The sequence below is a fragment of the Janthinobacterium agaricidamnosum NBRC 102515 = DSM 9628 genome (assembly GCF_000723165.1).
GTDB lineage: Bacteria > Pseudomonadota > Gammaproteobacteria > Burkholderiales > Burkholderiaceae_D > Janthinobacterium > Janthinobacterium agaricidamnosum.
Map to the genome: position 1 here is coordinate 5,673,303 of NZ_HG322949.1, position 25,651 is coordinate 5,698,953.

Annotated in this window: 23 protein-coding genes; 12 read left to right on the top strand and 11 right to left on the bottom strand. The window is 56.4% G+C overall.

Translation table 11 applies throughout. The features are described from left to right. Positions 1 to 46: 46 nt before the first annotated feature. Positions 47 to 3,700 carry a trifunctional transcriptional regulator/proline dehydrogenase/L-glutamate gamma-semialdehyde dehydrogenase gene (putA, locus tag GJA_RS24525; RefSeq protein WP_038497639.1) on the bottom strand — a complete coding sequence of 1,218 codons (3,654 nt, stop codon included), beginning with the start codon at positions 3,698 to 3,700 and terminating at the stop codon, positions 47 to 49. Between the two features lie 210 nt (positions 3,701 to 3,910). On the opposite strand from putA, the gene GJA_RS24530 reads away from it, so the two are divergent. Next, the gene (locus GJA_RS24530; protein WP_010393827.1) at positions 3,911 to 4,366 is read left to right on the top strand and encodes an Lrp/AsnC ligand binding domain-containing protein; all 456 of its coding nucleotides are present in this window, start codon (positions 3,911 to 3,913) and stop codon (positions 4,364 to 4,366) included. 24 nt (positions 4,367 to 4,390) lie between these two features. On the opposite strand, the gene GJA_RS24535 is transcribed toward GJA_RS24530, so the two are convergent. Next, positions 4,391 to 5,209, bottom strand: coding sequence for a glutaminyl-peptide cyclotransferase (locus GJA_RS24535; RefSeq protein WP_081905560.1), 819 nt, complete (start codon positions 5,207 to 5,209; stop codon positions 4,391 to 4,393). 73 nt (positions 5,210 to 5,282) lie between these two features. Continuing rightward, positions 5,283 to 6,263 carry a LysR family transcriptional regulator gene (locus GJA_RS24540; protein ID WP_038497641.1) on the bottom strand — a complete coding sequence of 327 codons (981 nt, stop codon included), beginning with the start codon at positions 6,261 to 6,263 and terminating at the stop codon, positions 5,283 to 5,285. A 194-nt stretch (positions 6,264 to 6,457) separates the two neighbouring features. Here GJA_RS24540 and GJA_RS24545 point away from each other — a divergent pair, with 194 nt between their 5' ends. Then, on the top strand, positions 6,458 to 6,679 hold the full coding sequence (locus GJA_RS24545) for a hypothetical protein (RefSeq protein WP_242404622.1): 222 nt from the start codon (positions 6,458 to 6,460) through the stop codon (positions 6,677 to 6,679). A gap of 157 nt (positions 6,680 to 6,836) precedes the next feature. On the opposite strand, the gene GJA_RS24550 is transcribed toward GJA_RS24545, so the two are convergent. From GJA_RS24550 to GJA_RS24570, 5 genes are all read right to left on the bottom strand, one after another. Beyond that, positions 6,837 to 7,427 (bottom strand): chalcone isomerase family protein, encoded by a 591-nt coding sequence (locus GJA_RS24550; RefSeq protein WP_038497642.1) that lies wholly within the window; start codon positions 7,425 to 7,427, stop codon positions 6,837 to 6,839. A 123-nt stretch (positions 7,428 to 7,550) separates the two neighbouring features. Then, positions 7,551 to 7,808, bottom strand: coding sequence for a YfhL family 4Fe-4S dicluster ferredoxin (locus GJA_RS24555; RefSeq protein WP_038497643.1), 258 nt, complete (start codon positions 7,806 to 7,808; stop codon positions 7,551 to 7,553). Positions 7,809 to 7,823: 15 nt separating this feature from the next. Then, positions 7,824 to 8,321 carry a pantetheine-phosphate adenylyltransferase gene (gene coaD / locus GJA_RS24560; protein WP_038497644.1) on the bottom strand — a complete coding sequence of 166 codons (498 nt, stop codon included), beginning with the start codon at positions 8,319 to 8,321 and terminating at the stop codon, positions 7,824 to 7,826. A 121-nt stretch (positions 8,322 to 8,442) separates the two neighbouring features. Continuing rightward, the gene (gene rsmD, locus GJA_RS24565) at positions 8,443 to 9,093 is read right to left on the bottom strand and encodes a 16S rRNA (guanine(966)-N(2))-methyltransferase RsmD (protein WP_038497645.1); all 651 of its coding nucleotides are present in this window, start codon (positions 9,091 to 9,093) and stop codon (positions 8,443 to 8,445) included. A gap of 71 nt (positions 9,094 to 9,164) precedes the next feature. Beyond that, positions 9,165 to 10,013 carry a DUF6279 family lipoprotein gene (locus GJA_RS24570; protein ID WP_339325672.1) on the bottom strand — a complete coding sequence of 283 codons (849 nt, stop codon included), beginning with the start codon at positions 10,011 to 10,013 and terminating at the stop codon, positions 9,165 to 9,167. Between the two features lie 74 nt (positions 10,014 to 10,087). Between GJA_RS24570 and glmU the strand changes: the two genes are divergently transcribed. The 3 genes from glmU to GJA_RS24585 all read left to right on the top strand — a co-directional run bounded on the left by glmU (position 10,088) and on the right by GJA_RS24585 (position 12,577). Beyond that, positions 10,088 to 11,464 carry a bifunctional UDP-N-acetylglucosamine diphosphorylase/glucosamine-1-phosphate N-acetyltransferase GlmU gene (gene glmU / locus GJA_RS24575; protein ID WP_038497647.1) on the top strand — a complete coding sequence of 459 codons (1,377 nt, stop codon included), beginning with the start codon at positions 10,088 to 10,090 and terminating at the stop codon, positions 11,462 to 11,464. A gap of 572 nt (positions 11,465 to 12,036) precedes the next feature. Continuing rightward, positions 12,037 to 12,321: a BrnT family toxin gene (locus GJA_RS26940; RefSeq protein WP_369689969.1), complete on the top strand. Its 285-nt coding sequence runs from the start codon at positions 12,037 to 12,039 to the stop codon at positions 12,319 to 12,321. Next, complete coding sequence (locus GJA_RS24585) at positions 12,305 to 12,577, top strand: BrnA antitoxin family protein (RefSeq protein WP_038497649.1); 273 nt, start codon at positions 12,305 to 12,307, stop codon at positions 12,575 to 12,577. Before GJA_RS26940 ends, GJA_RS24585 begins: the two co-directional genes overlap by 17 nt. A gap of 74 nt (positions 12,578 to 12,651) precedes the next feature. Here GJA_RS24585 and GJA_RS24590 read toward each other — a convergent pair whose 3' ends face one another. After that, on the bottom strand, positions 12,652 to 13,125 hold the full coding sequence (locus GJA_RS24590; protein WP_038497650.1) for an Lrp/AsnC family transcriptional regulator: 474 nt from the start codon (positions 13,123 to 13,125) through the stop codon (positions 12,652 to 12,654). Positions 13,126 to 13,285: 160 nt separating this feature from the next. Between GJA_RS24590 and glmS the strand changes: the two genes are divergently transcribed. From glmS to GJA_RS26950, 7 genes are all read left to right on the top strand, one after another. Beyond that, a complete protein-coding gene (gene glmS, locus GJA_RS24595) occupies positions 13,286 to 15,115 on the top strand; it encodes a glutamine--fructose-6-phosphate transaminase (isomerizing) (RefSeq protein ID WP_038497651.1) in 1,830 nt (609 codons plus the stop codon). A gap of 75 nt (positions 15,116 to 15,190) precedes the next feature. Further along, positions 15,191 to 15,787, top strand: a complete 597-nt coding sequence (locus GJA_RS26945) for a restriction endonuclease subunit S (protein WP_081905562.1) — start codon at positions 15,191 to 15,193, stop codon at positions 15,785 to 15,787. A 17-nt stretch (positions 15,788 to 15,804) separates the two neighbouring features. Continuing rightward, complete coding sequence (locus GJA_RS24605; protein ID WP_242404623.1) at positions 15,805 to 17,331, top strand: type I restriction-modification system subunit M; 1,527 nt, start codon at positions 15,805 to 15,807, stop codon at positions 17,329 to 17,331. Continuing rightward, positions 17,324 to 18,361 carry a virulence RhuM family protein gene (locus tag GJA_RS24610; protein WP_038497653.1) on the top strand — a complete coding sequence of 346 codons (1,038 nt, stop codon included), beginning with the start codon at positions 17,324 to 17,326 and terminating at the stop codon, positions 18,359 to 18,361. The genes GJA_RS24605 and GJA_RS24610 overlap by 8 nt, the downstream gene beginning before the upstream one ends. Next, positions 18,361 to 19,575, top strand: coding sequence for a restriction endonuclease subunit S (locus GJA_RS24615; RefSeq protein ID WP_038497654.1), 1,215 nt, complete (start codon positions 18,361 to 18,363; stop codon positions 19,573 to 19,575). Before GJA_RS24610 ends, GJA_RS24615 begins: the two co-directional genes overlap by 1 nt. After that, positions 19,572 to 22,877, top strand: a complete 3,306-nt coding sequence (locus GJA_RS24620; protein ID WP_038497655.1) for a type I restriction endonuclease subunit R — start codon at positions 19,572 to 19,574, stop codon at positions 22,875 to 22,877. The genes GJA_RS24615 and GJA_RS24620 overlap by 4 nt, the downstream gene beginning before the upstream one ends. 8 nt (positions 22,878 to 22,885) lie before the next feature. Continuing rightward, positions 22,886 to 23,623: a M48 family metallopeptidase gene (locus GJA_RS26950; RefSeq protein ID WP_242404624.1), complete on the top strand. Its 738-nt coding sequence runs from the start codon at positions 22,886 to 22,888 to the stop codon at positions 23,621 to 23,623. 149 nt (positions 23,624 to 23,772) lie between these two features. Here the strand turns inward: GJA_RS26950 and GJA_RS24625 are convergent, their stop codons facing one another. Together GJA_RS24625 and GJA_RS24630 are read right to left on the bottom strand one after the other, a co-directional pair. Beyond that, positions 23,773 to 24,654 carry a methylenetetrahydrofolate reductase gene (locus tag GJA_RS24625; protein WP_038497656.1) on the bottom strand — a complete coding sequence of 294 codons (882 nt, stop codon included), beginning with the start codon at positions 24,652 to 24,654 and terminating at the stop codon, positions 23,773 to 23,775. After that, a complete protein-coding gene (locus GJA_RS24630; protein WP_038497657.1) occupies positions 24,654 to 25,568 on the bottom strand; it encodes a LysR family transcriptional regulator in 915 nt (304 codons plus the stop codon). The genes GJA_RS24625 and GJA_RS24630 overlap by 1 nt, the downstream gene beginning before the upstream one ends. Positions 25,569 to 25,651: the final 83 nt, after the last annotated feature.

Genomic DNA, 25,651 nt, shown 5'->3' on the forward strand with positions numbered 1-25,651 from the left:
TTGTCCGCCGGCGCCTGGTTTGGCAGCGCTGTTGAAGCGATCGGCCCTACACGCTCAGCGTCATCAGGCTGGCGTTGCCGCCGGCTGCAGTCGTATTCACGCACAGAGCCCGCTCAGCGACCAAACGCCACAAAGGTATGACACCCTCCTCGGTGGTCTCGATCGTGGTCACCAAGGCCCCATTGCGGGCCGCCAGCAGCGGTTTGACCTGCTTGGACAGTACCGGCTCGACCAATGCCACCTGGAATGGGTAATCGCTGGCTTCCAGCGAGTTGATCACCTGTATACGTTCCGACAATACCGCCGGCAAGTCGGCCGGGATCAGTGTCGGCAATTGGGCCAGCACGATGGCGCTGTTGCCGGTCGCAACAATCGCCGCCAATTGGTTCAGCAGCACGTCGGCGCTGGCCGCCACGCACAGCACTGGACCGCGCGCGGCAAAACTGAGCGTGTTGCGCTCGCCGGTCGGGCCTGGCAAGGCGATGCTGCTGCCCAGCAAGGTGGTGCGCGCATAGTCATCGGCCAGCGTGGCCAGCTTGTGCTTGCCCTGCGTATTGGCCCAGGCCGTCAACGCGTCCAGCGCCGGCGACGCCTGGCGCTGGTGTTGCGCAGCGGTGAACGGGTTGCGCTGCAAGCGTTTCAGGTACAGCGGACCGCCCGCTTTCGGACCGGTGCCCGATTTGCCTTCGCCGCCGAACGGCTGCACCCCGACCACCGCGCCGACGATGTTGCGGTTGACGTAGATATTGCCGACGTGGGCGCGCGCCGTGATGAAATCGATGGTTTCATCGATGCGTGAATGGATGCCCAGCGTCAAGCCGTAACCGCTGGCATTGATCGAATCGATCAATTGCGGCAAGTCGGCGCGCTGGTAGCGGATCACGTGCAATACCGGGCCGAATACTTCCTGCGTCAATTCGGACAGCGATGTGATTTCCAGCACGGTCGGCGCGACAAAGGTGCCGCTGACTGGCGGCAAGTCGAGCGAAAAATGGCTGATCGCGGTGGTCTTCAATTTGTTGATGTGGGCCAGCAAGTTGCGCTGCGCTTCGCTGTCGATGACCGGACCGATATCGGTCACCAGGCGGTCAGGATTACCGACGCGCAATTCCTGCATCGCGCCCTTCAGCATCTTGATGGTTTTATCGGCGATATCCTGTTGCAGGAACAAGACGCGCAGCGCCGAGCAACGCTGGCCGGCACTGTCGAACGCCGACGAGATCGCGTCCTGCACCACTTGTTCCGGCAATGCCGACGAATCGACGATCAAGGCGTTCTGGCCGCCGGTTTCGGCGATCAGCGCAATATCGCACGCTTCATCGACCGAGCGCCTGGCCAGCGTGCGGTTGATCAATTGCGCCACTTCGGTCGAGCCGGTGAAAATCACGCCCTTGACGCGCTGGTCGTTGCACAGGCCGGCGCCGACGGTTTCGCCACGGCCCGGCAAGAATTGCAGCGCGCCGCTCGGCACGCCCGCCTGATGCAGCAATTCCACGGCGCGATGGGCGATCAATGGCGTTTGCTCGGCCGGCTTGGCCAGCACCACGTTGCCGGCGGCCAAGGCGGCGGCAATCTGGCCGGTGAAAATCGCCAGCGGGAAATTCCACGGGCTGATGCAGGTAATCGGACCCAGCGCCAGCGTGTTGGGCGTGTGTTCGACTTGCGCCGCGTAATAGCGCAGGAAGTCGACCGCTTCACGGACTTCGGCGATCGCGTTCGGTAAAGACTTGCCCGCTTCGCGGATCGCCAGCGCGATCAACTCGATGCGGTGCGTTTCATACAGGTCGGCCGCGCGTTTCAGGGCCGCCGCGCGCAGCGATGGTTCGGTGGTTTGCCAGTCCATCGCATACGCGCTGGCGCTGGCCAGCGCCGCTTCGACGTCGGCGATGCCCGCTTCCGCGACCTTGCCGACCATGTCGTCGTGGCGCGCCGGATTGCTGATGATTTGCTGGTGCGGATCGAGGCTGACCGGACCGTCGATCAACGGTCCGGCGTGCCACGTGCGTGCTTCGACCAGCGTCGCGGATATGTCGCGCAGCACATCTTCATTGGCCAGGTCGAGGCCGGCGGAATTCTTGCGTTCGGCGCCAAACATGTCGAGCGGCAAAGCAATCCCCGGATGCGGCTGACCGCCTTGTTCGCGGGCCAGTTCCAGCGGGTCCTTGATCAGCGTTTCGATGGCAATGTTTTCATCGACGATCTGGTTGACGAACGAGGAGTTGGCGCCGTTTTCGAGCAGGCGGCGCACCAGGTAGGCGAGCAGGGTTTCATGCGAACCGACCGGCGCGTAAATGCGGCAAGGCTTGTCCAGGTTGGCCGGGCCGACCACCTGGTCGTACAAGGTTTCGCCCATGCCGTGCAGGCATTGGAATTCGTAATCGTCGATGCCGTCGCGCTTGGCCCAGGTGTAAATGGTCGACAGGGTGTGCGCGTTGTGGGTGGCGAATTGCGGATAAATCACCGCGCTGGCAGCCAGCAATTTTTGCGCGCACAGCAGGTAGGACACGTCGGTGTACACCTTGCGGGTGTACACCGGATAAGCGCTCAAGCCGTCGACCTGGGCGCGTTTGATTTCCGAATCCCAATAGGCGCCCTTGACCAGCCGCACCATGAATTTGCGGCCGCTGCGCCTGGCCAGGTCGATCAGGTAATCGATGGCGAACGGGCAGCGTTTTTGGTAAGCCTGCACCACGTAGCCGATGCCGTCGAAACCTGCCAGTTCCGGATCGAAGGCCAGCGCTTCCATCAAGTCGAGCGACAATTCCAGGCGGTCGCTTTCCTCGGCGTCGATGTTCAGGCCGATATTGTATTTTTTCGCCAGCAGCAGCAGCGATTTCAGGCGCGGCAGCAATTCCGCCATCACGCGGGCCCGCTGGGCACGGCTGTAGCGCGCATGCAGCGCCGACAATTTGACCGAGATCCCCGGTCCCTGCTGGATGCCGCGGCCATTCGACGCGCGGCCGATGGCGTGGATCGCCATTTCGTACGACACATAATAATTCGACGCATCCGCTTCGGTCAGCGCCGCTTCACCCAGCATGTCGTAGGAATAGCGGTAGCCGCGGGTTTCATTGTCGCGGCTGTTTTTCAGCGCTTCCTCGATCGTCTGGCCGGTGACGAACTGGTTGCCGAGCATGCGCATGGCCAGGTCGACGCCTTTGCGTATCAGCGGTTCGCCGCCCTTGGCGATCAGTTTCGACAGCGCCGAGCCGAGGCCGCGTTCGCTGCTGGTGCTGACAAGCTTGCCGGTAATCAACAAACCCCAGGTCGCCGCGTTGACGAACAGCGACGGCGATTCGCCCAGGTGCTTGCGCCAGTCGCCCTTGCTGATCTTGTCGGCGATCAGGCGGTCGGCGGTTTGACTGTCGGGAATACGCAACAAGGCTTCAGCCAGGCACATCAGCGCCACGCCCTCTTCCGACGACAGCGAGAATTCGTGCATCAATGCATCGACGCCAGAGGCGCGGGTACGTTTTGCGCGTACCGCGGACACCAGCCGGTGCGCCAGCGCCTGGGCTTCGGCCTTGCTGGCGGCGCTGCCTTGCCTGATCTGTTCCAGCAGCCATTGGACGGCGCTGGCTTCGTCGCGGCGGTAGGCGGCCGTGACGGCGGCGCGCTGGGGACTGGGGTCGCGCAGGATTTCGGCTTGCAGGGTGGCGAAGGGCGTCGAGGAGGTTGCCGGTGGGGCCGCAGGATGCATGAAAGACTCTTTACAAGGAAAAATTTAAAACCGGATTTTGTGCAAAACACTGTCAAAAACGCAGGGTCGCCAGCATAAAAAACGGATAGTCGGATGATTCGATTGTAAAGTGGTTTCTTAAGGATTAATTCTGGTAATACGCAGTACTAGCCATAGATAGTTTTTAATGCGACAATTTAACCAAATATAATTAATTAGGGGTGGCCTGGTATGCTCGACAAGATCAGCAAGAAAATCTTAATGGAATTGCAGAGCGATGGACGCATCAGCAATGTGGAACTGGCGGCGCGCGTCAACCTGTCGCCTGCGGCTTGCCTGGAACGCGTGCGCAAGCTGCATGAATCCGGCTATATCATGGGCTACACCGCCCAGCTGAATCCGCAACTGCTGGACGTTTCGCTGCTGGTATTCATCGAAGTGGTATTGGATCGCACCACGCCGGAAGTATTCGACGCCTTCAAGCATAGCGTACAAATCATTCCGGAGGTACTGGAATGTCATATGGTGGCCGGCGGTTTCGATTATCTGGTCAAGGCGCGCGTCAAGGATATGGCCGCTTACCGCGAATTCCTCGGTAAAACCCTGTTGCAAAAAGGCGTGCGCGAAACCCACACCTATGCGGTGATGGAAGAAGTGAAGAACACGACGAAACTTCCCATCAAGTAGGCACAGGCTGTCCCGCACGAAACCTCAATGACGCTGGACTTCGATCAGTTCGATCTCGAACAGCTTGGGCCACAGTTTGCCCGTCACAAACAAACGCTTGCCGCGGCTGTCCCAGGCAATGCCGTTGAGCACGGCGTCAGGATTGTCGGTGCCGCGCTGCCCGGGCGGCAGCAAGCCCGTCAGGTCGATCCAGCCGACCACCGCGCCGCTGGCAGGATCGATGCGGGCGATCACGTCGGCGCCCCATATGTTGGCAAACAGCTGGCCGTCGACCATTTCCAGCTCATTCAGGCTGGCGATCGGCTTGCCCTCGGCCTTGACTTCGACGCGGCGCACCTCGGCCAGGGTGTGCGGATCCAGCACCCGGATGAAGGCGCTGCCGTCGCTCATGTAAACGGAGTCACGGTCGCTGGCCAGGCCCCAGCCTTCTCCCGGGTAGTGGAACTTGCGCTTGAGCTTGAATGTCTTCTGGTCGAACACATAACCGACTTGCGAGGTCCAGGTCAGGCCGATGATGTCATTGCCCACATCGGTGATGCCTTCGCCAAAGACATCCTTGTCCAGCATCGTTCGCTGCACCACCCTGCCGCTGCTCAAGTCCACCTTGCGCAGCGACGATTGCCCATTCTGGCCCGTGCTTTCATACAAGTGGCCATCCTTGAACAGCAAGCCCTGCGTGAACGCCTGGGGATCGTGCGGATAGGTGTTCTTGACGAAGTAGCGATACACGGGGATGGCCGCCTGGGCGTAAGCCATCTCGCTGATCAGGCCGACGCTGCACAACAGGCCCAGCAGCAAAGATGCTGCATGGCGCTTCCAATTGACTTTCCCGGTGTTGTTCATCTATCTGTGGTGGTTGAAAGTGGAGAGGCGCTTATTTATTGTAAGCAGAGAAGCAGGCGGCGCGCATGCATCGTTATTCGACGTGGCCCTTGGGCGCAATCCCGCCGCCGGCCGCCGTCGCCTGGCGCAGGGTCACCGTATTCATGCCTTCCAGGTGCGCGCGCAGCCATTTGTGGGCCGGGCTGCGGGCGTCGCGTTCATGCCACAGCATGTCCAGGTGAACCGCGGGCAAGGTGAACGGCAATTCCTTGTACAGCAGCGCATCGGTCATGCCGGTCGACGCGATCAAATGGCGCGGCAGCACGGTGATCAAGTCCGAGTTCGCCACCACCCTGCCGGCCGTAAAGAATTGGTTCACGGTCAGCAAGATGCGCCGTTCGCGGTGGATTTGCGCCAGCGCTTCATCGACCAGGCCGTGGGCGCGTCCGGAAAAGCTGACCAGCAAGTGGTTGGCCGCGCAATAGTTATCCAGCGTCAACGTCACCTTGGCCAGCGGATGCTGCTTGCGCATCACGCACACGTATTTGCCGGAGTACAAGCGTTCATGGCGGATCGGCGAACCGGTTTCACTCGACAATTGCGCCGCCACGCCAGGGAAGAAACCGACCGCCAGGTCTATGTCGCCGCGCAACAGCATCGGCCGCGGTTCGCGGGTGGTCAGCGGCACCATGCGCACATTGACGCCGGGCGCTTCGCTCTCGATCGAGCGCATCAGCGACGGCAGCCAAAAGGCGGCGGTCGCGTCGGCCATTGCCATGCGGAAGGTCGCATGGGCTTTCGACACATCGAATGTTTCCGGCGTGACGGCCGCTTCCAGGCTGGCCAGCGCCGAGCGCACCGATGGCCACAGGGCTTCGGCGCGCGGGGTCGGCTTGACGCCGTAGGCGGTGCGGATCAGCAATTCATCGCCCAGGCTTTCGCGCAGGCGCTTGATGGCGTTCGACACGGCGGGCTGGGTCATCGCCAGGTGGCCGGCGGCGCGGGTCAGGTTTTGCTCGGTCATCACGGCGTCGAATACACGCAGCAAGTTCAAGTCCAGCGTCAAAAAACTCATGGTCGGCCCAGGATAGAGTGATTACAAAAGATGGTTAAGTAATATGGCCGTGTTATTCACGGTCTGCTTCATTTTAGTAAATATTACGCTATTACATTCATGTTTCATATAAACGGTATCAGCAACTGAAATTAGATTTATATGTTGCACTGCACTATAGTACCGTCAACGATTCTATAATGCACTGGAAATTCATGTCTACCTTCATCTCCGCCTTCCATGCCAGCGCCTTGCCGCTGCAGGCAGTCTCGCCGGCCGGCGTCATCGAAGTCGTGCTGGGCAGCGCTGCCCTGCTGGCCTTCGTTTTGCTGTTCAGGCCGCTGTTGGTGGGCATTGCGCGGGCGTTGGTGCTGGTGGTAAAACCAAAATTGAGCAGGGAACAACGGCTGGCCAAGATGCAGATGCGCGATGCGTAAATGCTCAGCCGCATGTTGAACAAGATGGATGCGTCGGCCCCGAGGCTATCCGCTGAATTGCGCGCGCTGGCGGCGCGCGCGTAAAGGACAGGCACCAATTTGCTGCGCTTGCAGCATACGTAAAAACCCGTAAAAGCCGCTGACTCAGCGGCTTTTTTTATGTCTCCGGATCGCCGAGCAGCTTTTGCCGCAGCGCGCTATCGGCCGGATGCTTGCCCAGCCATATCTTCAGCACCACGTTGTAGAAGGCGAGGTCCGGGATCACATGGCCGACCAGTTTCCCGTTCAGCTCGCATAACGTGCCGCTGCCGGGTATCCAGTCCAGCGCGATCGTATCGCCTTTTTTCAGGCCCGGAAACATGGCGAACAATTCGCCGAATTGCATGGTCTGGCTCAGTACGCTGGTTTGCTCGGCCTTGTCGGCATTGTTGCTCAAGCCTTGCATGAACGCGTCGCCAAAGTCTTCCGAGCTGACGTCGCGCAGCATGACGATGGCCAGCCGGCGCGGACCCGGCAGCGGCAGGATCTCGGCCAGCGTGGTTTTCTTTTCCGGCAGATACAAGCCGACCGCATACACCTTGAAAATCGCCTTGTAGCGGATGCCGGCGCCGTTCAGCTTCAATTCCTTGCCGGCCAGCTGCAGTGTTTCATCGAACTTGACACCCGAGGCTTCCAGCGCGATGGCGGGGGCGCTGCACACCAGGCAGGCGGCCGCCAGCCATCCCAATATCTTTCTGCGATGCGTCATAGGTCAGTGCTCCGTAGGGAAATCAGGCCGCGGCCGTGAGCTGCCGCGATTGCAGTGTAGAACAATTCGGGAAGTCGTGCGGGGAGCATGCGCCAGCCGTGCCGGCGCGGTAGCGCAGGGAAATCAGGCGGGGCGTTCGGCTTGCAGGCGTTCGTACTTGGCTTGCAGTTCGGCCGGGGTTTCGCGCCAGGCCGGATTGAACGGGATGCAGCTGACCGGGCACACCTGCTGGCATTGCGGCTCACTGAAGTGGCCGACGCATTCGGTGCATTTGTTCGGATCGATTTCGTAAATTTCAGGACCCATATAGATCGCGTCGTTCGGGCACTCGGGCTCGCACACGTCGCAATTGATACAGTCGTCGGTAATCAGTAATGCCATGGTCGGACTCGCAACTTATTCGGCCTGGTCCGCCAGCGATGCAAGTTTCTTTTGCAGCCAACGGTCCACCGAGGGGAACACAAATTTGGAAACATCGCCGCCCAGCGCCGAGATTTCGCGCACGATGGTGCCCGAAATAAACTGGTACTGGTCGGACGGCGTCAAGAACATGGTTTCCACGTCCGGCAGCAAATAACGGTTCATGCCGGCCATCTGGAATTCATATTCGAAATCGGACACCGCGCGCAAACCGCGCACGATGACGCGCGCATCGTGGTTGCGCACAAAATCCTTCAACAGGCCGGAAAAACTTTCCACCTGCACGTTCGGGTAATGCCCCAACACTTCATTGGCGATTTCCAGGCGCTCATCCAGCGAAAAAAACGGTTTTTTGTTCTTGCTGTCGGCAACACCGACGATCAGCTTGTCAAACAGACCGGATGCGCGGCGCACCAAATCTTCATGACCACGCGTCAGCGGATCGAATGTTCCTGGATAAACTGCTACAACCATTGCGGCTCCCTAGAGATGCACCAATATAGAACGCGCATTATGCCTCAAAATCGGCTTTTGCCCCGCGATGGGGCTTGCTTTTGCTCAATAAACAGGCATCTTCAGGGGCAATTTCAACGATTCACGCGGTTTTGTTGTAAGTGAGCAAATGGTAGAACACCGTCCCCGCTTTGTCGGCGCGGATCACTTCCCATGGGATCATCCAATCCGGTTTTTGTTCCCCGGCGGCTTCATCGAACACCATCGTCAAGCCGGATTCGGCGTAGATCAAGCCGCCTTCTTTCAGCAGCGATGCGCAGACCGGCAAGATGCGCGACAAAAAGTCTTGCTGGTAAGGCGGATCGAGGAAGATGACATCGAAACGCTGGCCGCGCGCGGCCATGCCTTGCGCCACGGCCAAGGCGTCGCCGCGCACCAGCTGCACCTGGTCGGCGCGCAGCCTGGTCTTGATCTCATCGAGCTGGCGTATCACCGGCGTGTGGGTGTCGACCATGGTGACCGATGCCGCGCCGCGGCTGGCCGCTTCGAAACCGAGCGCGCCGCTGCCGGCGAACAAGTCCAGGCATTGCGCATCGGCCCACTCGCCGTCGCGCAAATGGTTGATCCAGTTAAACACGGTTTCGCGCACGCGGTCCGGCGTCGGACGCAAGCCGAGCGCGTCGAGCACCGGCAAGATGCTGCGTTTCCAGACGCCGCCGATGATGCGCACCTGATTGGCTGGAGGTGGACGATGGACCGGGACCTTGGCGGGTTTTTTATTCGATTTTTGCATGGAAAACTCAGGGATATATTGGCGGCCACTATAGCATATGGCCTCCCCGCCCCTGCCGGTGCCGGCGCTGCTTACTTCATGTCCGCCGCCAGCGCATTAAAGTCGTCGATCCAGCCCTGCATGCGCTTGATCGCGTGGGCTTTCTGGGCCGGCGTGGCGATCTTGATGACGGTCAGCACCAGATTCGCCGTCGCTTCATTGGTGGTATCGAAAAAGGCCTTGCGCTCGGAATGGTCGAGGCGATTAAAACTGTCCTGTATCAAGTTGTGGATCAAGGCGATGGTGGCGTCCTTGTTCAACTTTTCGCGCTGCACCTTTTGCACCAGGTTGACGATATTGCGCTGCCGCCTGATGCGTTCGTCGAGCCAGATCTCATTGTCCAGCGGACGCGCGTCGGACGCCTTGCGGATACTGTCTTGCTGTTCCCTGCTGAAATTGCCGAACCATAATTCGAATTGCTCCATCGCTTTATCGAAACGGTATTGCTGGCGCTTGTCCTGGTCGCCGCGCAGGTATTTTTTGCGGTAATCGTCGTTATTCGACGCGAACTTTTTTTCCATCTGTGCAATCTGTTCCGGACGCAGCGCCATCGCCAGGTCGGCCAGTTCCGGTTGCGCCTTGAGCAGCAGCGCCTCGGTGCGTTGCTTGATGTCGCTGTAATCGGCCAGCAAATCGGCTTGCGTGACATTGCCCTGCAACTGGCGCTGGGCATGGCTCAGCACTTGCACATAATCCTTCAACTGGGTCTTGCGGTGCCACGCGAAGAAATTGTCGATATCTTTCTTGACCCAGCCTTTTTGATCCGAATCGATATCCACGTAAGCGTTCAGCCACCAGTACAGTATCGTGTCACCATGGTTGTAGGTCAGGCGCAAGGAACTGCAAGCGGCGAGCAGCGCCAGCAATGAGACCAGTAACAACAGGCGTATCCGGGGGAGGCAGAGGGCATGCGTGTTAAACTTTTCCATATTCTCAACTTATAAAATCACGGTCTATGAATGTTGTCATCCTCGCCGCCGGCATGGGAAAGCGCATGCAATCGGCGCTGCCCAAAGTGTTACATCCCCTGGCAGGCAAGCCGCTGCTGTCGCACGTGATCGATACGGCGCGTGGTCTGGCGCCGTCTAAATTATGCGTTATTTACGGACATGGGGGCGCAGCGGTGCTGAAGTTGCTTGAAAAGCAGAATACCGCGCAAGCCGTCCAGATCGACGCGGCGCTGCAAGAACAGCAGCTGGGTACCGGTCATGCCGTGATGCAAGCCCTGCCCTTGCTGGATGAATCCGTGCCGACGCTGATCCTGTACGGCGACGTGCCGCTGACCAGCGCCGCCGCATTGCACCGGCTGGTGGTCGCGGCCGGCAGCGACAAGCTGGGCATCCTGACCGTGGAACAAGACAACCCTTTCGGCCTGGGCCGCATGGTGCGTGAAAACGGCCAGATCGTGCGTATCGTCGAAGAAAAAGACGCCAGCGACGCGGAACGGGCGATCAAGGAAATCAATAGCGGCATCATGTCGGTGCCGACCTCGCAGTTGAAAAAATGGCTGGCGGCCTTGTCGAACAACAATGCCCAAGGCGAGTATTACCTGACCGATATCGTGGCCCAGGCGGTGGCCGATGGCGTGCCGGTGGTCTCGGCGCAACCGGCGGCGCAGTGGGAAGTGGCGGGCGTCAACAGCAAGGTGCAGCTGGCCGAACTGGAACGCATCCATCAAAACAATATCGCGCAAGGCTTGCTGGAACGCGGCGTCACCCTGCTCGACCCGGCGCGCATCGACGTGCGCGGCGAATTGATTTGCGGACGCGACGTCACCATCGATGTCGGTTGCGTATTCGAGGGACTGGTCGAACTGGCCGACGGCGTCAGCGTCGGCGCGCACAGCGTCATCGTCAACGCCAGCATCGCGGCCGGCGCCGTGATCAAGCCGTTTTGCCATATCGAAGACGCAGTGGTCGGCCCCGCTTCGATCATCGGACCGTACGCCCGTTTGCGTCCCGGCACCGTACTGGCCGAAGACGTTCACGTCGGCAACTTCGTTGAAATCAAGAATAGCCAGGTGGCCGCGCACAGCAAGGCCAACCACCTGGCCTACATCGGCGACGCGACCATCGGCTCGCGCGTCAACGTCGGCGCCGGCACCATCACCTGCAACTACGATGGCGTCAACAAATTCCGCACCGTGATCGAAGACGACGCCTTCATCGGCAGCGACAGCCAGCTGGTGGCGCCGGTCACGGTCGGCAAAGGGGCCACCCTGGGCGCCGGCACCACGCTGACCAAGGATGCGCCAGCCGGCAAGCTGACCATTTCGCGCGCCAAGCAAATTACCATCGACAGCTGGAAGCGTCCGGAAAAGATCAAGAAGTAAGCTTTTCAATTTCCGCAGCGCATTCCTTACTGCCGCCGCGCCCGTTTGGGCCGGCGGCTTTTTTTATGCGAGTCTGTGGATAAAATTGTGGATAAGCCGGAACAACTTTTCCGGGGGGCGTGTATCCATGCGCCGATCTTAAGTAATTGTCACTAGATGGGCTGTGAATAAATCTGTGCAGAAGTATGCTGATAAGCATGGGGCAAGTACTGTAAAACCGGTGCAAAAGTCGGGATAAGTTTTGTCGCTATCGATTTTTTTGCGCATATTTTCAGCACTAAAGGTCGATAGTGATTCAAGCATTGCAGGGTCTTGACGCAGCCTGTGAATAAGCTTGTGGGTAAGCTGTTTATTGCTTGGTGATAATTTCTAAGGCATTGTTTTTGATGGTTATTTTTTGTAATTTCCTGCTTTGTTGGTAGGGTGGTGTGTGGATAAACTTGTTGGTAACAGTGGTGATAAGCGCTGAACAAGTGATGGATAAGACTGTATAACTTGGCATGCGAAGGCATGTCTTACTTGAGTTCTCATGATTTGTAACTACAATAAGGTAGTAACAAAAGGAGCTGCGATTGTTTTCATGGGATGATGCGAAGAATGAAAGTAATCTGCGCAAGCATGGAGTCAGCTTTGACGTTGCCAAACTTGTGTTTGAGGATCCCTTGCACCGCACTCGACAAGATCGCATTGAAAACGGTGAGCAACGATGGCAGACGATAGGGGTGGTACATGGCGTTGTCATGCTGTTGGTGGCGCATACATGGTATGTCGGTGAAAGTTGCATAGAGCATATACGGATCATTTCTGCGCGACGCGCTACCAAGTTGGAAAGGAAAATATATGAGCAAAGTAGCTGATCCCTTGCTGCGAGAGTTGGCGTTACTGGCGAATAAAGCGGAAAGCGATATTGATTTCTCAGACATCCCGGCTACCACGGAGCAAGACTGGGAAGGCTCTGTGCGCGGAAAGTTCTATCGTCCGCTCAAGCAGCAACTGACGGTACGAATCGATGCGGATGTGCTTGAGTGGCTAAAAAGCCAGGGCAAGGGATATCAAAGCCGTTTGAACGATATCTTACGCGCTGCGATGCTCGACAAGCTGCGTCTCAAATAAAGCCTCACGCCCGCTTGTGGATAAGCGTGTGAATAAGCCTGTATAAGTTGCCGCATCGCTTGCCGCTCCACTTGCTACACCGCGATGCGGGTCTCGAACTTGCTGCGGAAAGTCGAAAAATAACTCTTCACATTGCGCACATTGACATGTGCGGCGAACAGGCGGTGCGCCAGCGCGTGGTAGGCCGGCATGTCCGTCACTTGCACGATCAACACAAAATCCGGCCCCGGCGCCACCCGGTAGCATTGCAGCACCGCCGCATCGGCGGCGACATGGCGCTCGAACTCTTCCATCCGCTCGGCCGCCTGCACATCCAGCGTGATCTCGACGATGGCCGTCAGGCGCGGCCCGACCTTCTCCGGCGCAACGATGGCCACCTGGCGCTCGATGACGCCAGTTTCGGTCAGATGCTTGACGCGGCGCAAACATGTTGGCGGCGACACATGAACTTCTTGCGCCAGTTCACTGTTGGTTTGTGATGCATCAACTTGCAGCGCATTCAAGATGCGACGATCAACTTCATCCAGTGCAACAACAGTGTTTGTCATGATTTAATGATTTAAGAAAGAAAATCAGTTTAAGTGAAATAATATTTCATGTGAAAATACGTATGAAATATTATTTCAAATAATCGTAGATTTAGAAAGCTTATTTCACAAACTCTGCATTAGCATGGCGTTCATACTTTTTTTCTAACTAGAGGCTCCCATGTGCGGCATCGTCGGCGCAGTAGCGCAACGTAACATCACTCCCATCCTGGTCGAAGGCTTAAAACGCCTGGAATACCGCGGCTACGATTCGTGCGGCGTGGCGCTGCATACGGATGGCCGCCTGCAGCGTTCGCGCAGCACCTCGCGCGTGGCCGACTTGGAAAAGCAGATCGACGGCGCCGCGCTGAGCGGCTTTACCGGCATCGCCCACACCCGCTGGGCGACCCACGGCGCGCCGCTGTCGCACAATGCCCATCCGCACTTTTCGCCGAACGACGACAGCGCCCGCATCGCCCTGGTGCACAACGGCATCATCGAAAACCACGACGAATTGCGCGCCGAACTGAGCGCCCTCGGTTATGTCTTCCTGAGCCAGACCGACACCGAAGTGATCGCCCACCTGGTCGACCACATGTACAACGGCGACTTGTTCGACACCGTGCAGCACGCCGTCAAACGCCTGACCGGCGCCTACGCCATCGCCGTCTTCTGCCGCGACGAACCGCACCGAGTGGTAGCCGCGCGCCAAGGCTCGCCACTGATCGTCGGCCTCGGCAAAGGCGAAAACTTCGTCGCCTCCGACGCGATGGCGCTGGCCGGCACCACCGACCAGATCATCTACCTGGAAGAAGGCGACGTGGTCGACCTGCAACTGTCGCGCTGCTGGATCGTCGACGTCGACGGCAAGTCCGTCGAGCGCGAAGTCAAGACCGTGCACGCGCACACCGGCGCGGCCGAACTGGGCCCGTACCGCCACTACATGCAAAAAGAAATCTTCGAACAGCCGCGCGTCATCGGCGACACGCTCGAAGGCGTCACCGGCATCATGCCGGAACTGTTTGGCGACGGCGCCTACAAAGTCTTCAAACAGATCGACCGCGTGCTGATCCTGGCGTGCGGCACCAGTTCCTACGCCGGCATGACCGCCAAATACTGGATCGAATCGGTCGCCAAGATTCCGTGCAGCGTCGAAGTGGCCAGCGAATACCGCTACCGCGACAGCGTGCCGCACCCGAACACCCTGGTCGTGACGATTTCGCAAAGCGGCGAAACCGCCGACACCTTAGCCGCGCTGAAACATGCGCGCAGCCTCGGCATGCAGCACACGCTGACCATCTGCAACGTCGCCACCAGCGCCATGGTGCGCGAGTGTTCGCTGGCTTACATCACCCGCGCCGGCGTGGAAGTCGGCGTGGCGTCGACCAAGGCCTTCACCACCCAGCTGGCCGCCCTGTTCCTGCTGACGCTGACGCTGGCGCAAGTGAACGGCTTGCTGAGCGACGAAGAAGAAGCGGCGCACCTGAAAGCGATGCGCCACTTGCCGGTGGCGATCGCCTCGGTGCTGGCGCTGGAACCGCAAATCATGGCTTGGTCGGAAGATTTCGCGCGCAAGGAAAACGCCCTCTTCCTGGGCCGCGGCATGCATTATCCGATCGCGCTGGAAGGCGCGCTGAAGCTGAAAGAAATTTCCTACATCCACGCCGAAGCGTATCCGGCCGGCGAATTGAAACACGGCCCGCTGGCGCTGGTCACCGAAGAAATGCCGGTCGTCACCATCGCACCGAACGACACGCTGATTGAAAAGCTGAAATCGAACATGCAGGAAGTGCGCGCCCGCGGCGGCCAGCTGTTCGTCTTCGCCGACGTCGATTCGCGCATCACCTCCGGCGAAGGCTTGCACGTGATCCGCCTGCCGGAACACTACGGCCTGCTGTCACCGATTCTGCACGTGGTGGCGCTGCAATTGCTGGCGTATCACACGGCGCTGGCGCGGGGGACGGATGTGGATAAACCGAGGAATTTGGCGAAGTCGGTGACGGTGGAGTGATTTAAATTCTCGCATCAATCGAATTGATGCGAAAGTTAACTTGAAAATTTAAAACATATCAGATATATTTGCATCATGAAAATTGATGCAAATATTTCTCCTATTATTGATCTGCTTCACCTGCAAGGTGGCTATTCTTTCCGCGGTTCCATTGAAGGAGCTGTGGATGGGAATGCGCTAGCTGTGCAGATGAAGGATGTCAATCCCGAGCGTGGTGTGAATTGGTCCGGCGTGCTCCGCACCAATTTGAACACGCATAGATTGCCAGCCTGGTTGAAAGAAGACGATATTCTTCTTGTTTCCAAAGGCGCGCGTTTTTACGCGGTCTGTCTGGATCGCCCGCCCCATCCTGCTGTTTGCAGCCCGCATTTTTTTCATCTGCAGGTGAAGTCAACAGCGACGCTTATGCCAGCATTTGTTGCCTGGCAAATCAATCAACCTCCATTTCAGCGACAACTGTTACAGGCTGCCGAGGGTAGCAGTCAACTCAGCATACGTCGTCCACTGCTGGAGGCACTCACGCTGAGCATTCCATCGTTGCATGTCCAACAAAGCATCGTCGCGCTGGCTGAACTTGCGCGCCAGGAACGCCAGATACTTAAACAGCTTATTCGCAACCGCGAACAACAAATCAATGCACTTGCTGACGGTCTGATTCCGGCGGCAACCTAATATTTGCAGGAAAATCCATGAACGATCTGAATATGAAAATGACCTCCGTTAGCCAGGACGAAATTAATGCTGCAGTCTGGAGCGCGTGTGACACATTCCGTGGCACGGTGGATCCTAGTATCTATAAAGACTTTGTTTTGACCATGCTATTTCTTAAGTATGTGTCTGATGTTTGGCAAGATCACTACGACAACTACAAAAAGCAATATGGTGATCATCCTGAACTGATCGAAGAAATGCTCAAGAACGAGCGTTTTGTCTTGCCAGCCAGTGCCAGTTTCTACTCGCTGCACAGCTTGCGTCACAGTGCCGGTAACGGCGAACGTATCGATAAGGCATTACACGCTATTGAAGATGCGAATTTGACCAAGCTGCGCGATGTTTTTCAAGACATCAGCTTCAATTCCAACAAGCTGGGCGAAGAGCAGCAAAAAAATGACATCCTGCGTCATCTGCTGGAAGATTTTGCAAAGCCCGCATTGGATTTACGGCCTAGCCGAGTCGGCACTCTTGATGTTATTGGTAACGCTTATGAATTCCTGATCAAGAATTTTGCTTCGACCAGTGGCAAAAAGGCTGGCGAGTTCTATACCCCACCGGAAGTATCTTCATTGATGGCGCGTCTGATGGCGCCGCAGGAGGGCGATGAAATCTGCGACCCTACTTGTGGTTCAGGTTCCTTGCTGATGAAGTGCGGCCGATTGATCCGCGAGAACACGGGTTCACGCAAATATGCGCTATATGGACAAGAGGCGATAGGCAGTACATGGGCTTTGGCCAAGATGAATATGTTACTCCATGGTGAAGATAATCATCGCATCGAATGGGGCGATACCATACGCAACCCGAAGCTGCTCGACAGCGCAGCCAACCTCAAACACTTTGACATTGTTGTCGCCAATCCTCCTTTTAGTCTGGAGAAGTGGGGCCATGAAGGCGCCGATACCGACAAATTCAGCCGCTTCCGCCGTGGCGTGCCGCCGCGTACCAAGGGCGACTATGCATTCATTTTGCATATGGTGGAAACCATGAAGCCTGGTAGTGGACGCATGGCTGTGGTAGTGCCGCATGGCGTATTGTTCCGTGGTGCGGCGGAGGGCCGTATCCGCCAGAGACTGATTGAAGAGAATCTGCTCGACGTGGTCATTGGTCTGCCCGAAAAACTGTTCTACGGCACGGGCATTCCTGCTGCGGTGTTGGTGCTGCGTAAAAACAAGAGCGACGACAAGGTGTTGTTCATTGATGCCAGCCGTGATTTTGAGGCCGGCAAGAATCAGAATTTCTTGCGTGAGAGCGACTTGCAACGCATCTTGAACACTGCATTCACACGGCAGGGGGCAGATAAGTACGCGTACTTGGCGACCCCTGCCGAGATCGCCGAAAACGATTTCAACCTGAATATTCCGCGCTATGTCGATACTTTCGAGGAAGAGGTGGAGATCGATCTGATGGCTGTGCGCAAGGAGCGCGAGCAACTCAAGGCAGAACTTCAAGTGTTGGAAGCACAGATGGCGGTGTACTTGAAGGAGTTGGGTTATGAGTGATACCGGTAAGTCAGCTATCGACCAAGGTGAGCTGGTTCTGTACACGTCCGAGGATGGCAGCGCGACGTTCTTCTTGCGGGCGCAGGGCGGTACAGTATGGCTGACGCAAGTGGAGTTGGCGGAACTATTCCAAAGTTCTGTGCCAAACGTCAACATTCATATCAAGAACATCCTTGAAGAAGGCGAGCTGCAAGCTGAGGGAACTATTAAGGAAGACTTAATAGTTCGAATCGAGGGTGCGCGACAGGTGAAGCGCCCGGTCAAACTGTACAACCTGGACATGATTCTGGCCATCGGTTACCGGGTCAAGTCTCCACGAGGAACTCAGTTCCGCCAGTGGGCAACGACGCATTTGCGCGAATACCTGGTCAAAGGTTTCGTCATGGACGACGCCCGGATGAAAGATCCGGTGGGCTGGGATTATTTTGACGAACTGCTCGAACGTATCCGTGAGATACGGACGTCCGAGAAGCGTTTTTACCAAAAAGTACGCGACCTGTTTGCATTGTCGGTGGACTACAACGTTGACGGCGGCGCAGTAGGGCATTTTTTTGCCGAAGTACAAAACAAAATGCTGTACGCCGTTACCCAACAGACAGCCGCCGAACTGATTGTCACTCGCGCCGATCCTGGCCAGCCGAATATGGCGTTGACCGCATGGAAGGCGGAGCGTATTCGTAAAACGGATGTCATCGTCGCCAAGAATTACCTCAAAGCAGAAGAAATCGATCACCTGAATCGCATGGTCACAGCCTTCCTGGAGTTTGCCGAACTGCGCATCCGGCAGCGCAAGCAGTTGACAATGGCCGACTGGCGCCAATACGTGGATAACTTTATTCAGTTTAACGAAAGCCCCTTGCTGAAAGGAGCTGGACGTATAAGCCATGAGGCAATGCTCAAGATCGCCTATGAGCGCTATGGGGAGTTTGATGGACAGCGGCGCAAGGCTGAGGCCATTGACGCTGACAGTGTGGATATGAAAGAGTTGGAACAGGTGGAAAAGCAGTTGAATAAGAAAGGGGGGGCGTGATGCTTCCTAACGATTGGAAACTAGCCCCCCTAAGCTCACTAGCCAGCGTCGAGCGTGGAAAATTTTCCGTGCGCCCACGTAATGATCCGAGATACTTCGGTGGCGACGTACCATTCGTCCAAACAGGAGATGTTACAAATGCAGGAATGTTTCTTAGGTCGTACAGCCAGACACTAAATGGGAAAGGTGTTTTAGTTAGCAGAGTCTTTGAGCGGGACACGATCTTGCTAACTATCGCTGCGAATATCGGTGCAACGGCAATTACAGTCTTTCCCGTTGCGTGTCCAGACAGTGTTGTTGGAATCAAGCCATATTCGGATAAGGCCGATGTACTGTGGCTCAAATATGCCCTAGTTTGTCGGCAAAAAGATCTTGATGCCCAAGCCAGTCAAAATGCTCAGAAGAACATCAACTTAGAAGTTCTCAGGCCTTTGAAGCTCGATGTGCCACCCTTAGCCGAGCAGCGGCGAATAGGCAATATTCTTGCCTGCTGGGATAAAGCCATCGCTACATCCGAGCAGTTGCTTACCAACAGTCGAAAAAAAATGCAATCCCTGCGTCACCATTTGTTGCTCAAGCCCGTATTGCAAGCTCGTTGGCCAATGTTACCCATCAGCGAAATTTCTAACCGAGTACAGCAACGAATTGATTCTGACGAGGTGCTGCCTGTTTTGATGATCTCTTCAGCTTGTGGTTTTGTTAGGCAAGACGAGAAATATAGCCGTTTCATGGCGGGTAAGAGTTTGGATAACTACGTACTACTTCGAGAGGGCGAGTTTGCCTACAACAAGGGAAATTCGAAACGCTATGAATTCGGCTGTGTCTATCCTCTCAAGTCTGAAGAACGGGGTTTGGTTCCCCATGTTTACGTTTGCTTTCGTTTGAATCCGCCTTGCGTTCTAGGCTTTTTTGAACAACTCTTTGCCGCCGACTTCTTGCATGACCAACTCGGTGCCTTAGTGAATACCGGTGTGAGGAACAATGGTTTACTCAATATAAGGCCACACGACTTTTTAGCGTGCGAAGTGCCAGTCCCCTCAATAGAAGAGCAGATGCGTATCGCTGAGACCTTGGCAACTGCAACTAAATGGATTGAAACGCAAGAAATTGCTCTTGACCTTCTGAAGCAGGAAAAAACTGCCCTCATGACACAACTCTTAACAGGGAAACGACGCGTTGCTTTGCCTGATTCCGAAACAGCGGGGCAGCCATGAACACGACCCCTAACGCCAAAGAGCAATACAGCGCCCACATTCCCGCCTTGCATCTACTGTGTAACCTTGGTTGGAACTTCATCAAGACAGCGCAAGCTTTGGCAATGCGCGGCAGCACGCGGGAAGTGTTGCTCAAGGGACGGCTGATTGAGGTATTGCAAACGCGCCGTTATGAGTACAAGGGCGAGTGGTATCCGCTTTCCGCTCTTGGCATCGATCAAGTTGTGCGGGAGTTGTCGGCGTTGAGCCTTGCCGACGGACTGATGCCTGCGAATGAACGCTTGTATGGCAAGCTGGCCTTGGGCATTACGGTCACGGAATTTATGCCTGACGGTAAAAAGCATCAGCCCACGATACATGTGGTGGACTGGAGCGATTTCACGCTCAATCGCTGGGATGTGACAGAAGAGCTGGAAGTGCTGTCTGCCCAAGGTACGCATACCCGGATACCGGATCTGGTGTGCTATGTGAATGGTATTCCTCTGGTGGTGATCGAAGCGAAGCGTGCCGAGTCCGCAGGTAGTCATCCGGCCAAGTCGATGGTGCAGGAAGGTATCAGCCAGCATTTGCGCAACCAGCGGCAAGATGAAATTCCCAAACTGTTCTCTTACGCGCAATTGCTGCTTTCCATCAGCCAAACGGAAGGGCGTTACGGCACCACGCACACGGCGGCAAAGTTTTGGGCCAAATGGCGTGAAGAAGAATTCGATGAGACATATATTTGCTCCTTGAAAAATATCGCCTTGTCCCCGGATACCCGCTCAGCCATGTTTGAAGGTAAACCAGTCGCTTTGGCAGACTACTTTGATGCATTATGGTCACATACCATGCAAGCTAGCGAGCAGGATCGATTGCTGGTTAGTCTCTTGACGCCGCAACGCTTGCTGGATTTTTTGCGTGGTTTTGTATTGTTCGACCGTAAGGTCGGCAAGATTGTCGCGCGCTATCAGCAGTTTTTCGGTATTCGCGCATTGTTGGCGCGTATCAGCCAGCGACGTCCTGATGGTGGGCGTGAGGGGGGCGTGGTATGGCACACCACAGGTTCAGGCAAGAGCTTTACCATGGTGTTCTTGACCAAGTCCCTGCTATTGGTGAAGTCGTTGCAAGAGTGCCGCGTGGTGGTGGTGACGGACCGGATTGATCTGGAAAGCCAGCTGTCTCGCAACTTTATGTCGGGTGGTGCATTTGGCTCATCGATGGCCACGCAAAAAGATGGTGAAAAAAGCCGCAGCTTGTCCGGCCGTGACCTTGCCAAGCGTATTGGTAGTGGCACCGAACGTATTACCTTTACTTTGATCCACAAGTTCAATACCGCTTCCAAGCTGGCCGAGTGCCGCAATGATACGCCCGACTTGATTGTGCTGGTTGACGAGGGGCATCGTAGCCATGGTGGTGAAACGCATGAGCGCATGAAGCAGGCTTTGCCCAGGGCTTCCTACATTGCTTTTACGGGTACGCCTTTGTTGAAAGACGAAAAGACCGCCAATAAGTTTGGCCCTATCGTTCATGCCTACACCATGCAGCGCGCGGTAGAAGATGAAACTGTGGCGCCCTTGTTATATGAGGAACGCAAGCCTGGATTGGATATCAATGAAGAGGCGGTTAGCCGTTGGTTTGAAAAAATAACCGTAAATCTTAGTGATGCTCAGCGCACGGACCTGAAGCGTAAATTTGCCAAAAAGAAAGCTATTTATGGTGCGCTCAATCGCATTGAACTGATTGCATGGGACATTGCCAGCCATTTCAGTGAAAACATCAAGAGTCTGGGCATGGGGTTGAAAGGGCAAGTCGCCACGGACAGCAAACTGAATGCGATTCGCTACAAAAAGGCACTCGATGAAACGGGCCTGGTCACCAGTGCGATCGTCATCTCGCCGCCCGATACGCGCGAGGGCAATTCCGACGTGGATGAAGACACCTTGCCGGAAGTCCAAAAGTGGTGGAAGCAAAACATCGCCGAGTATGGCGCGGACCCAGAGGTTTATGAAAAGCAGATCATCAGCGACTTCGCTACCGATGGTGCGCCGGATTTGCTGATCGTGGTAGACAAATTGTTGACCGGATTTGACGAGCCGCGCAACGCGGTGCTTTACATCGACAAGCCGCTCAAGGGACACAATCTGATCCAAGCCGTGGCGCGCGTGAATCGCCTGCATGATGCCAAGCGCTATGGAGTGTTAGTCGATTACCGGGGCATACTGGAAGAACTGGACACCGCCATCCGTCACTATCAAGATTTGGAAATTACCACCCAAGGCGGCTTTGATATCGCGGACATCGAAGGTCTTTATCATCAATTCAGCACCGAGTACAAACGCTTGCCTGGCCTGTACGACAAGTTGTTCTCTTTTTTTAAGGGCGTCGCAAACCGGCTCGACAAAGAGCAGTACCGGCAGGTGTTGACGCCAAAGTTTGTTGTGGGGCCCGATGGCGATGAGTATGACGAGCGGCAAAAGTTGCGTGACGACTTTTATGCGGCAGTGACCGCGTTCGGTCTTTGTTTGCAGTTGGCTTTATCTTCGCGCAGTTTTTTTGAAGACAAAAACTTTTCCGAAAGCCTGATTGCGCGCTACAAATCTGATTTGCGATTCTTTACAGAACTGCGGCAAACTGCACGCCGCGATGCCATGGAAACGGTCGATTACAGTAGCTATGAAGAGCAAATTCGCAAGCTCGTCGACAAACAGGTCATAGGCATGGAAGTGCGTGAACCTGAAGGCGTGTATCTTGTGCACCAATTAGGTAGCATTGCAGATACTGAACAGTGGTCGGAAGAGAAGACGCGTAATGAAACGGACATCATCCGTACTCGTTTGCGTAAAACCATAGAGCAAGAACTGGCGGACGACCCTTATGCACAGAAGGTGTTTGGGGAACTGTTGAAACAGGCTATCGCCGAGGCAGAAGCCATGTTTGACCATCCTCTCAAGCAATACGCGCTATTTAAGGAGTTTGAGCAGAAACTCGAAGCGCGTCAGACAGAAGGCATACCTGATGTGCTGGCTGAAAAACCGCATGCCAAAGCTTACTTTGGTGTGATGCGTCTGGTTCTTGGAGAGTCCGTTTTTTCGGCACTTGGTCATGTGGCTCAGGAAACATTGATTCAACAGGCTATAGCCATGGATATTTTGGTACGCGATGCCGTTGCAGAGAATTCGCTGAATCCACAAAATATCGAGGCGGCCATACGCAAGGGATTATTGCCCTTGCTGTTTGGCACACTTGGACTGGACAAGACGCTGTTGGTTGTTGAGCAGATCATCCAGATTACTCGCGTAGGCTTGAATCGTTCTGGTGCATGATGACAGCCATGCAATTGACTCAACATAGCATCCATTACGGTGAAGAACTCATCCGTTTCAGCCTGCGCCGCCAGCCATTGCGCACAGCACAGCGTCTGGCGATTCATGTTGAACCGGATGGCAGTGTCTTAGTCGATGCGCCCGAGTCAAGCTCTCTTGAGTCAGTGTTAATTGCTGTGAAAAAACGTGTGCGTTGGATAAGTGAGCACGTTGCTGCAGCCAGAGAAAGATTAAATCATATTCTTCCCCGTGAGTATGTGAGTGGTGAGTCTCTGCATTATCTTGGCAGGCGTTATCGATTGAAAGTGCTTGTTCAAGCTGATGCAGTACCCGAGACGCGCATGCGTGGCGGCTTTATTGTGGTCACTGTACCAGAACCTTCATCAGTCATTATCCAACAAACTTTGGATGCATGGTTCAGGATAAGGGCTCGAGAGGTGTTTCGGATTCGATTGGCGGCAGTGGCGGCGCCTCTACATTGGGTCAAACACTCTCCTCCTACTCGTCTTCAGTGCATGAAAGTGCAATGGGGAAGCTGCTCTCCAGCCGGGCGAATTACGCTTAATCCAATGCTGGTGAAAGCTCCGCGTGAATGCATTGACTACGTTTTACTGCATGAGCTTTGTCACTTACTGCATCACAACCATGGCCCCAAGTTCTACAAAACGTTGGACCGCACCATGCCTGGCTGGCATAGTATTAAAGAAAAATTGGACAATATGGCTGAGGAGATACTGCGTGTTTGATAGGCCAGGTCTGACAACAATCAGATACGGCCTCAACCTTGCGAACTTGATACTAACCTGACAGTATCTGAGGTAACCTCACTTATATGGGCATCAACCAGTGGTCTAGCACGATAGTATCCCCAGGCGTGGTGCCTGAGATGTGATTCTCAAGCGGCTGGCTCGACGCGACCACGATACTCCCCCACCCACCTCACCGACTGCGCAATCCCACCAAATGGAAAGAAATGCAGGCTCACCTTGCCATGCGCTGCTGTCAGGCCGCTGGCCAGGCGGTCGACAAACAGATCCGGCCCCGCCGTGCCGAACAGCTTGCCGATGGAGACGCCGTACTTGGACCACATCGATGCGCATGCGCTGACGCCGCATAAGGCAGCATAACGGGCCAGCACCGCGATGCTCGCGGGGCCGGGCACTCCCACGCGCACCGGATGGTCAATGCCACGCTCGCGCAGCGCTTTCAACCACGCCAGCACGATGTCGGCATCAAAGGCAAACTGCGTGACGATCAAGGGTGTCATCCCGCGCTGGACTATGCTGTGGCACTTGCGTTCGAGCACATCCCACTGTGCTTCCGTGCTCATGACTGGATGGCCTTCCGGGTGACCACCCACGCCGATTACCTTGATGCCCGAGCGCTCGAACACGCCTGTTTCGATCAGCGAGGCACTGTCGGAAAATGGCCCCATCGGGGTCGATGGATCGCCAGCGATCACGAAGCAGCGCTTGACGCCGGCTTCAGCGACCGCGCGCTCGACGAACGACTCAAACTCGGCGAGCGAGGCGATACGGCGCGCAGAAAAGTGCGGCATGGGCTCAAAGCCGAGTCGGCGCACGGCCTGCACGGCGGCCAGCCGCGCCTCGTTGTCTTCGCGTGGCAAATAGGGAATCGAAATGGTGGACGCGGGCAATATCAGTGGCGCCGCTGCGCTCAAGGCAGCAATGTCCTTCGCACTGACTTCCAGGGAATAGGCGTCCGTGATGTGGCTGGCGGGCACCGGAAGCGCTTTGTATTCGACGCAGGCGTTCATCAGTTGGCTTCTTGTGCAGTGGCAATGGCGATCACAGGCTGGCGGGCCAGTGCGATGAAGGCCCGCACGTAGTCGATGGCGATATCCGTCTCGCGTGCGCCCAGGAAGATCTGCTTGGCGACGCCGCGCTCGCCCAGCCGCACAGGCACCACGTCCATCTTGGCCGCGTATTCATCGACCAGCCAGCGCGGCAGGGCGGCCACGCCGCGGCCGCTGGCCACCATCTGCAGCATGATGTCGGTGGTTTCGATGGCTTTGTGGCGCTTGGGCGTGACACCGGCCGGTAACAGGAATTGATTGTAGATGTCCAGGCGCTCGATATCCACCGGGTAGCTGATGAGCACTTCCTGGGTCAGTTGCTGGGGCTTCACATAGGCCGCCGACGCCAGGGCATGGCCCTTGGGCACGACCAGCACCTGCTCGTAGTCGAACACGGGTTCGAACTTCAGCCCCGGCTTGAACAGCGGATCGGGCGTGACCAGCAGGTCGATCTCGTAGCCGAACAGCGCGCCGATCCCGCCGAACTGGAACTTCTGCTTGACGTCCACTTCCACGTCCGGCCATGCGCTCAGATAGGGGGAAACCACTTTGAGCAGCCACTGGTAGCAAGGGTGGCATTCCATGCCGATGCGCAGCGCACCGCGCTCGCCCTGCGCGAACTGGCCCAGGCGTTCTTCGGCCAGGTCCAGTTGCGGCAGCACCCGGTTCGCCACCGCCAGCAGGTACTGGCCGGCCTGCGTCAGGCGCAGGTTGCGCCCTTCGCGCAGCCAGACGTCGGTGCCCAGTTGCTGCTCCAGTTTCTTCATGCTGTGGCTCAGGGCCGACTGGGTCAGGTTCAGCACGCCCGCGGCGGCCGTCAACGACCCTTGTTTTTCGACCTGCTGAACGATGCTGAGGTGGATGCGCTCAAGCATTGAGATGAACCCCATTCATGGATGTATGAAATAAAACCATTATACTTCATCGATTCCCACCGTTATCATCCCTTCCTTTGTTG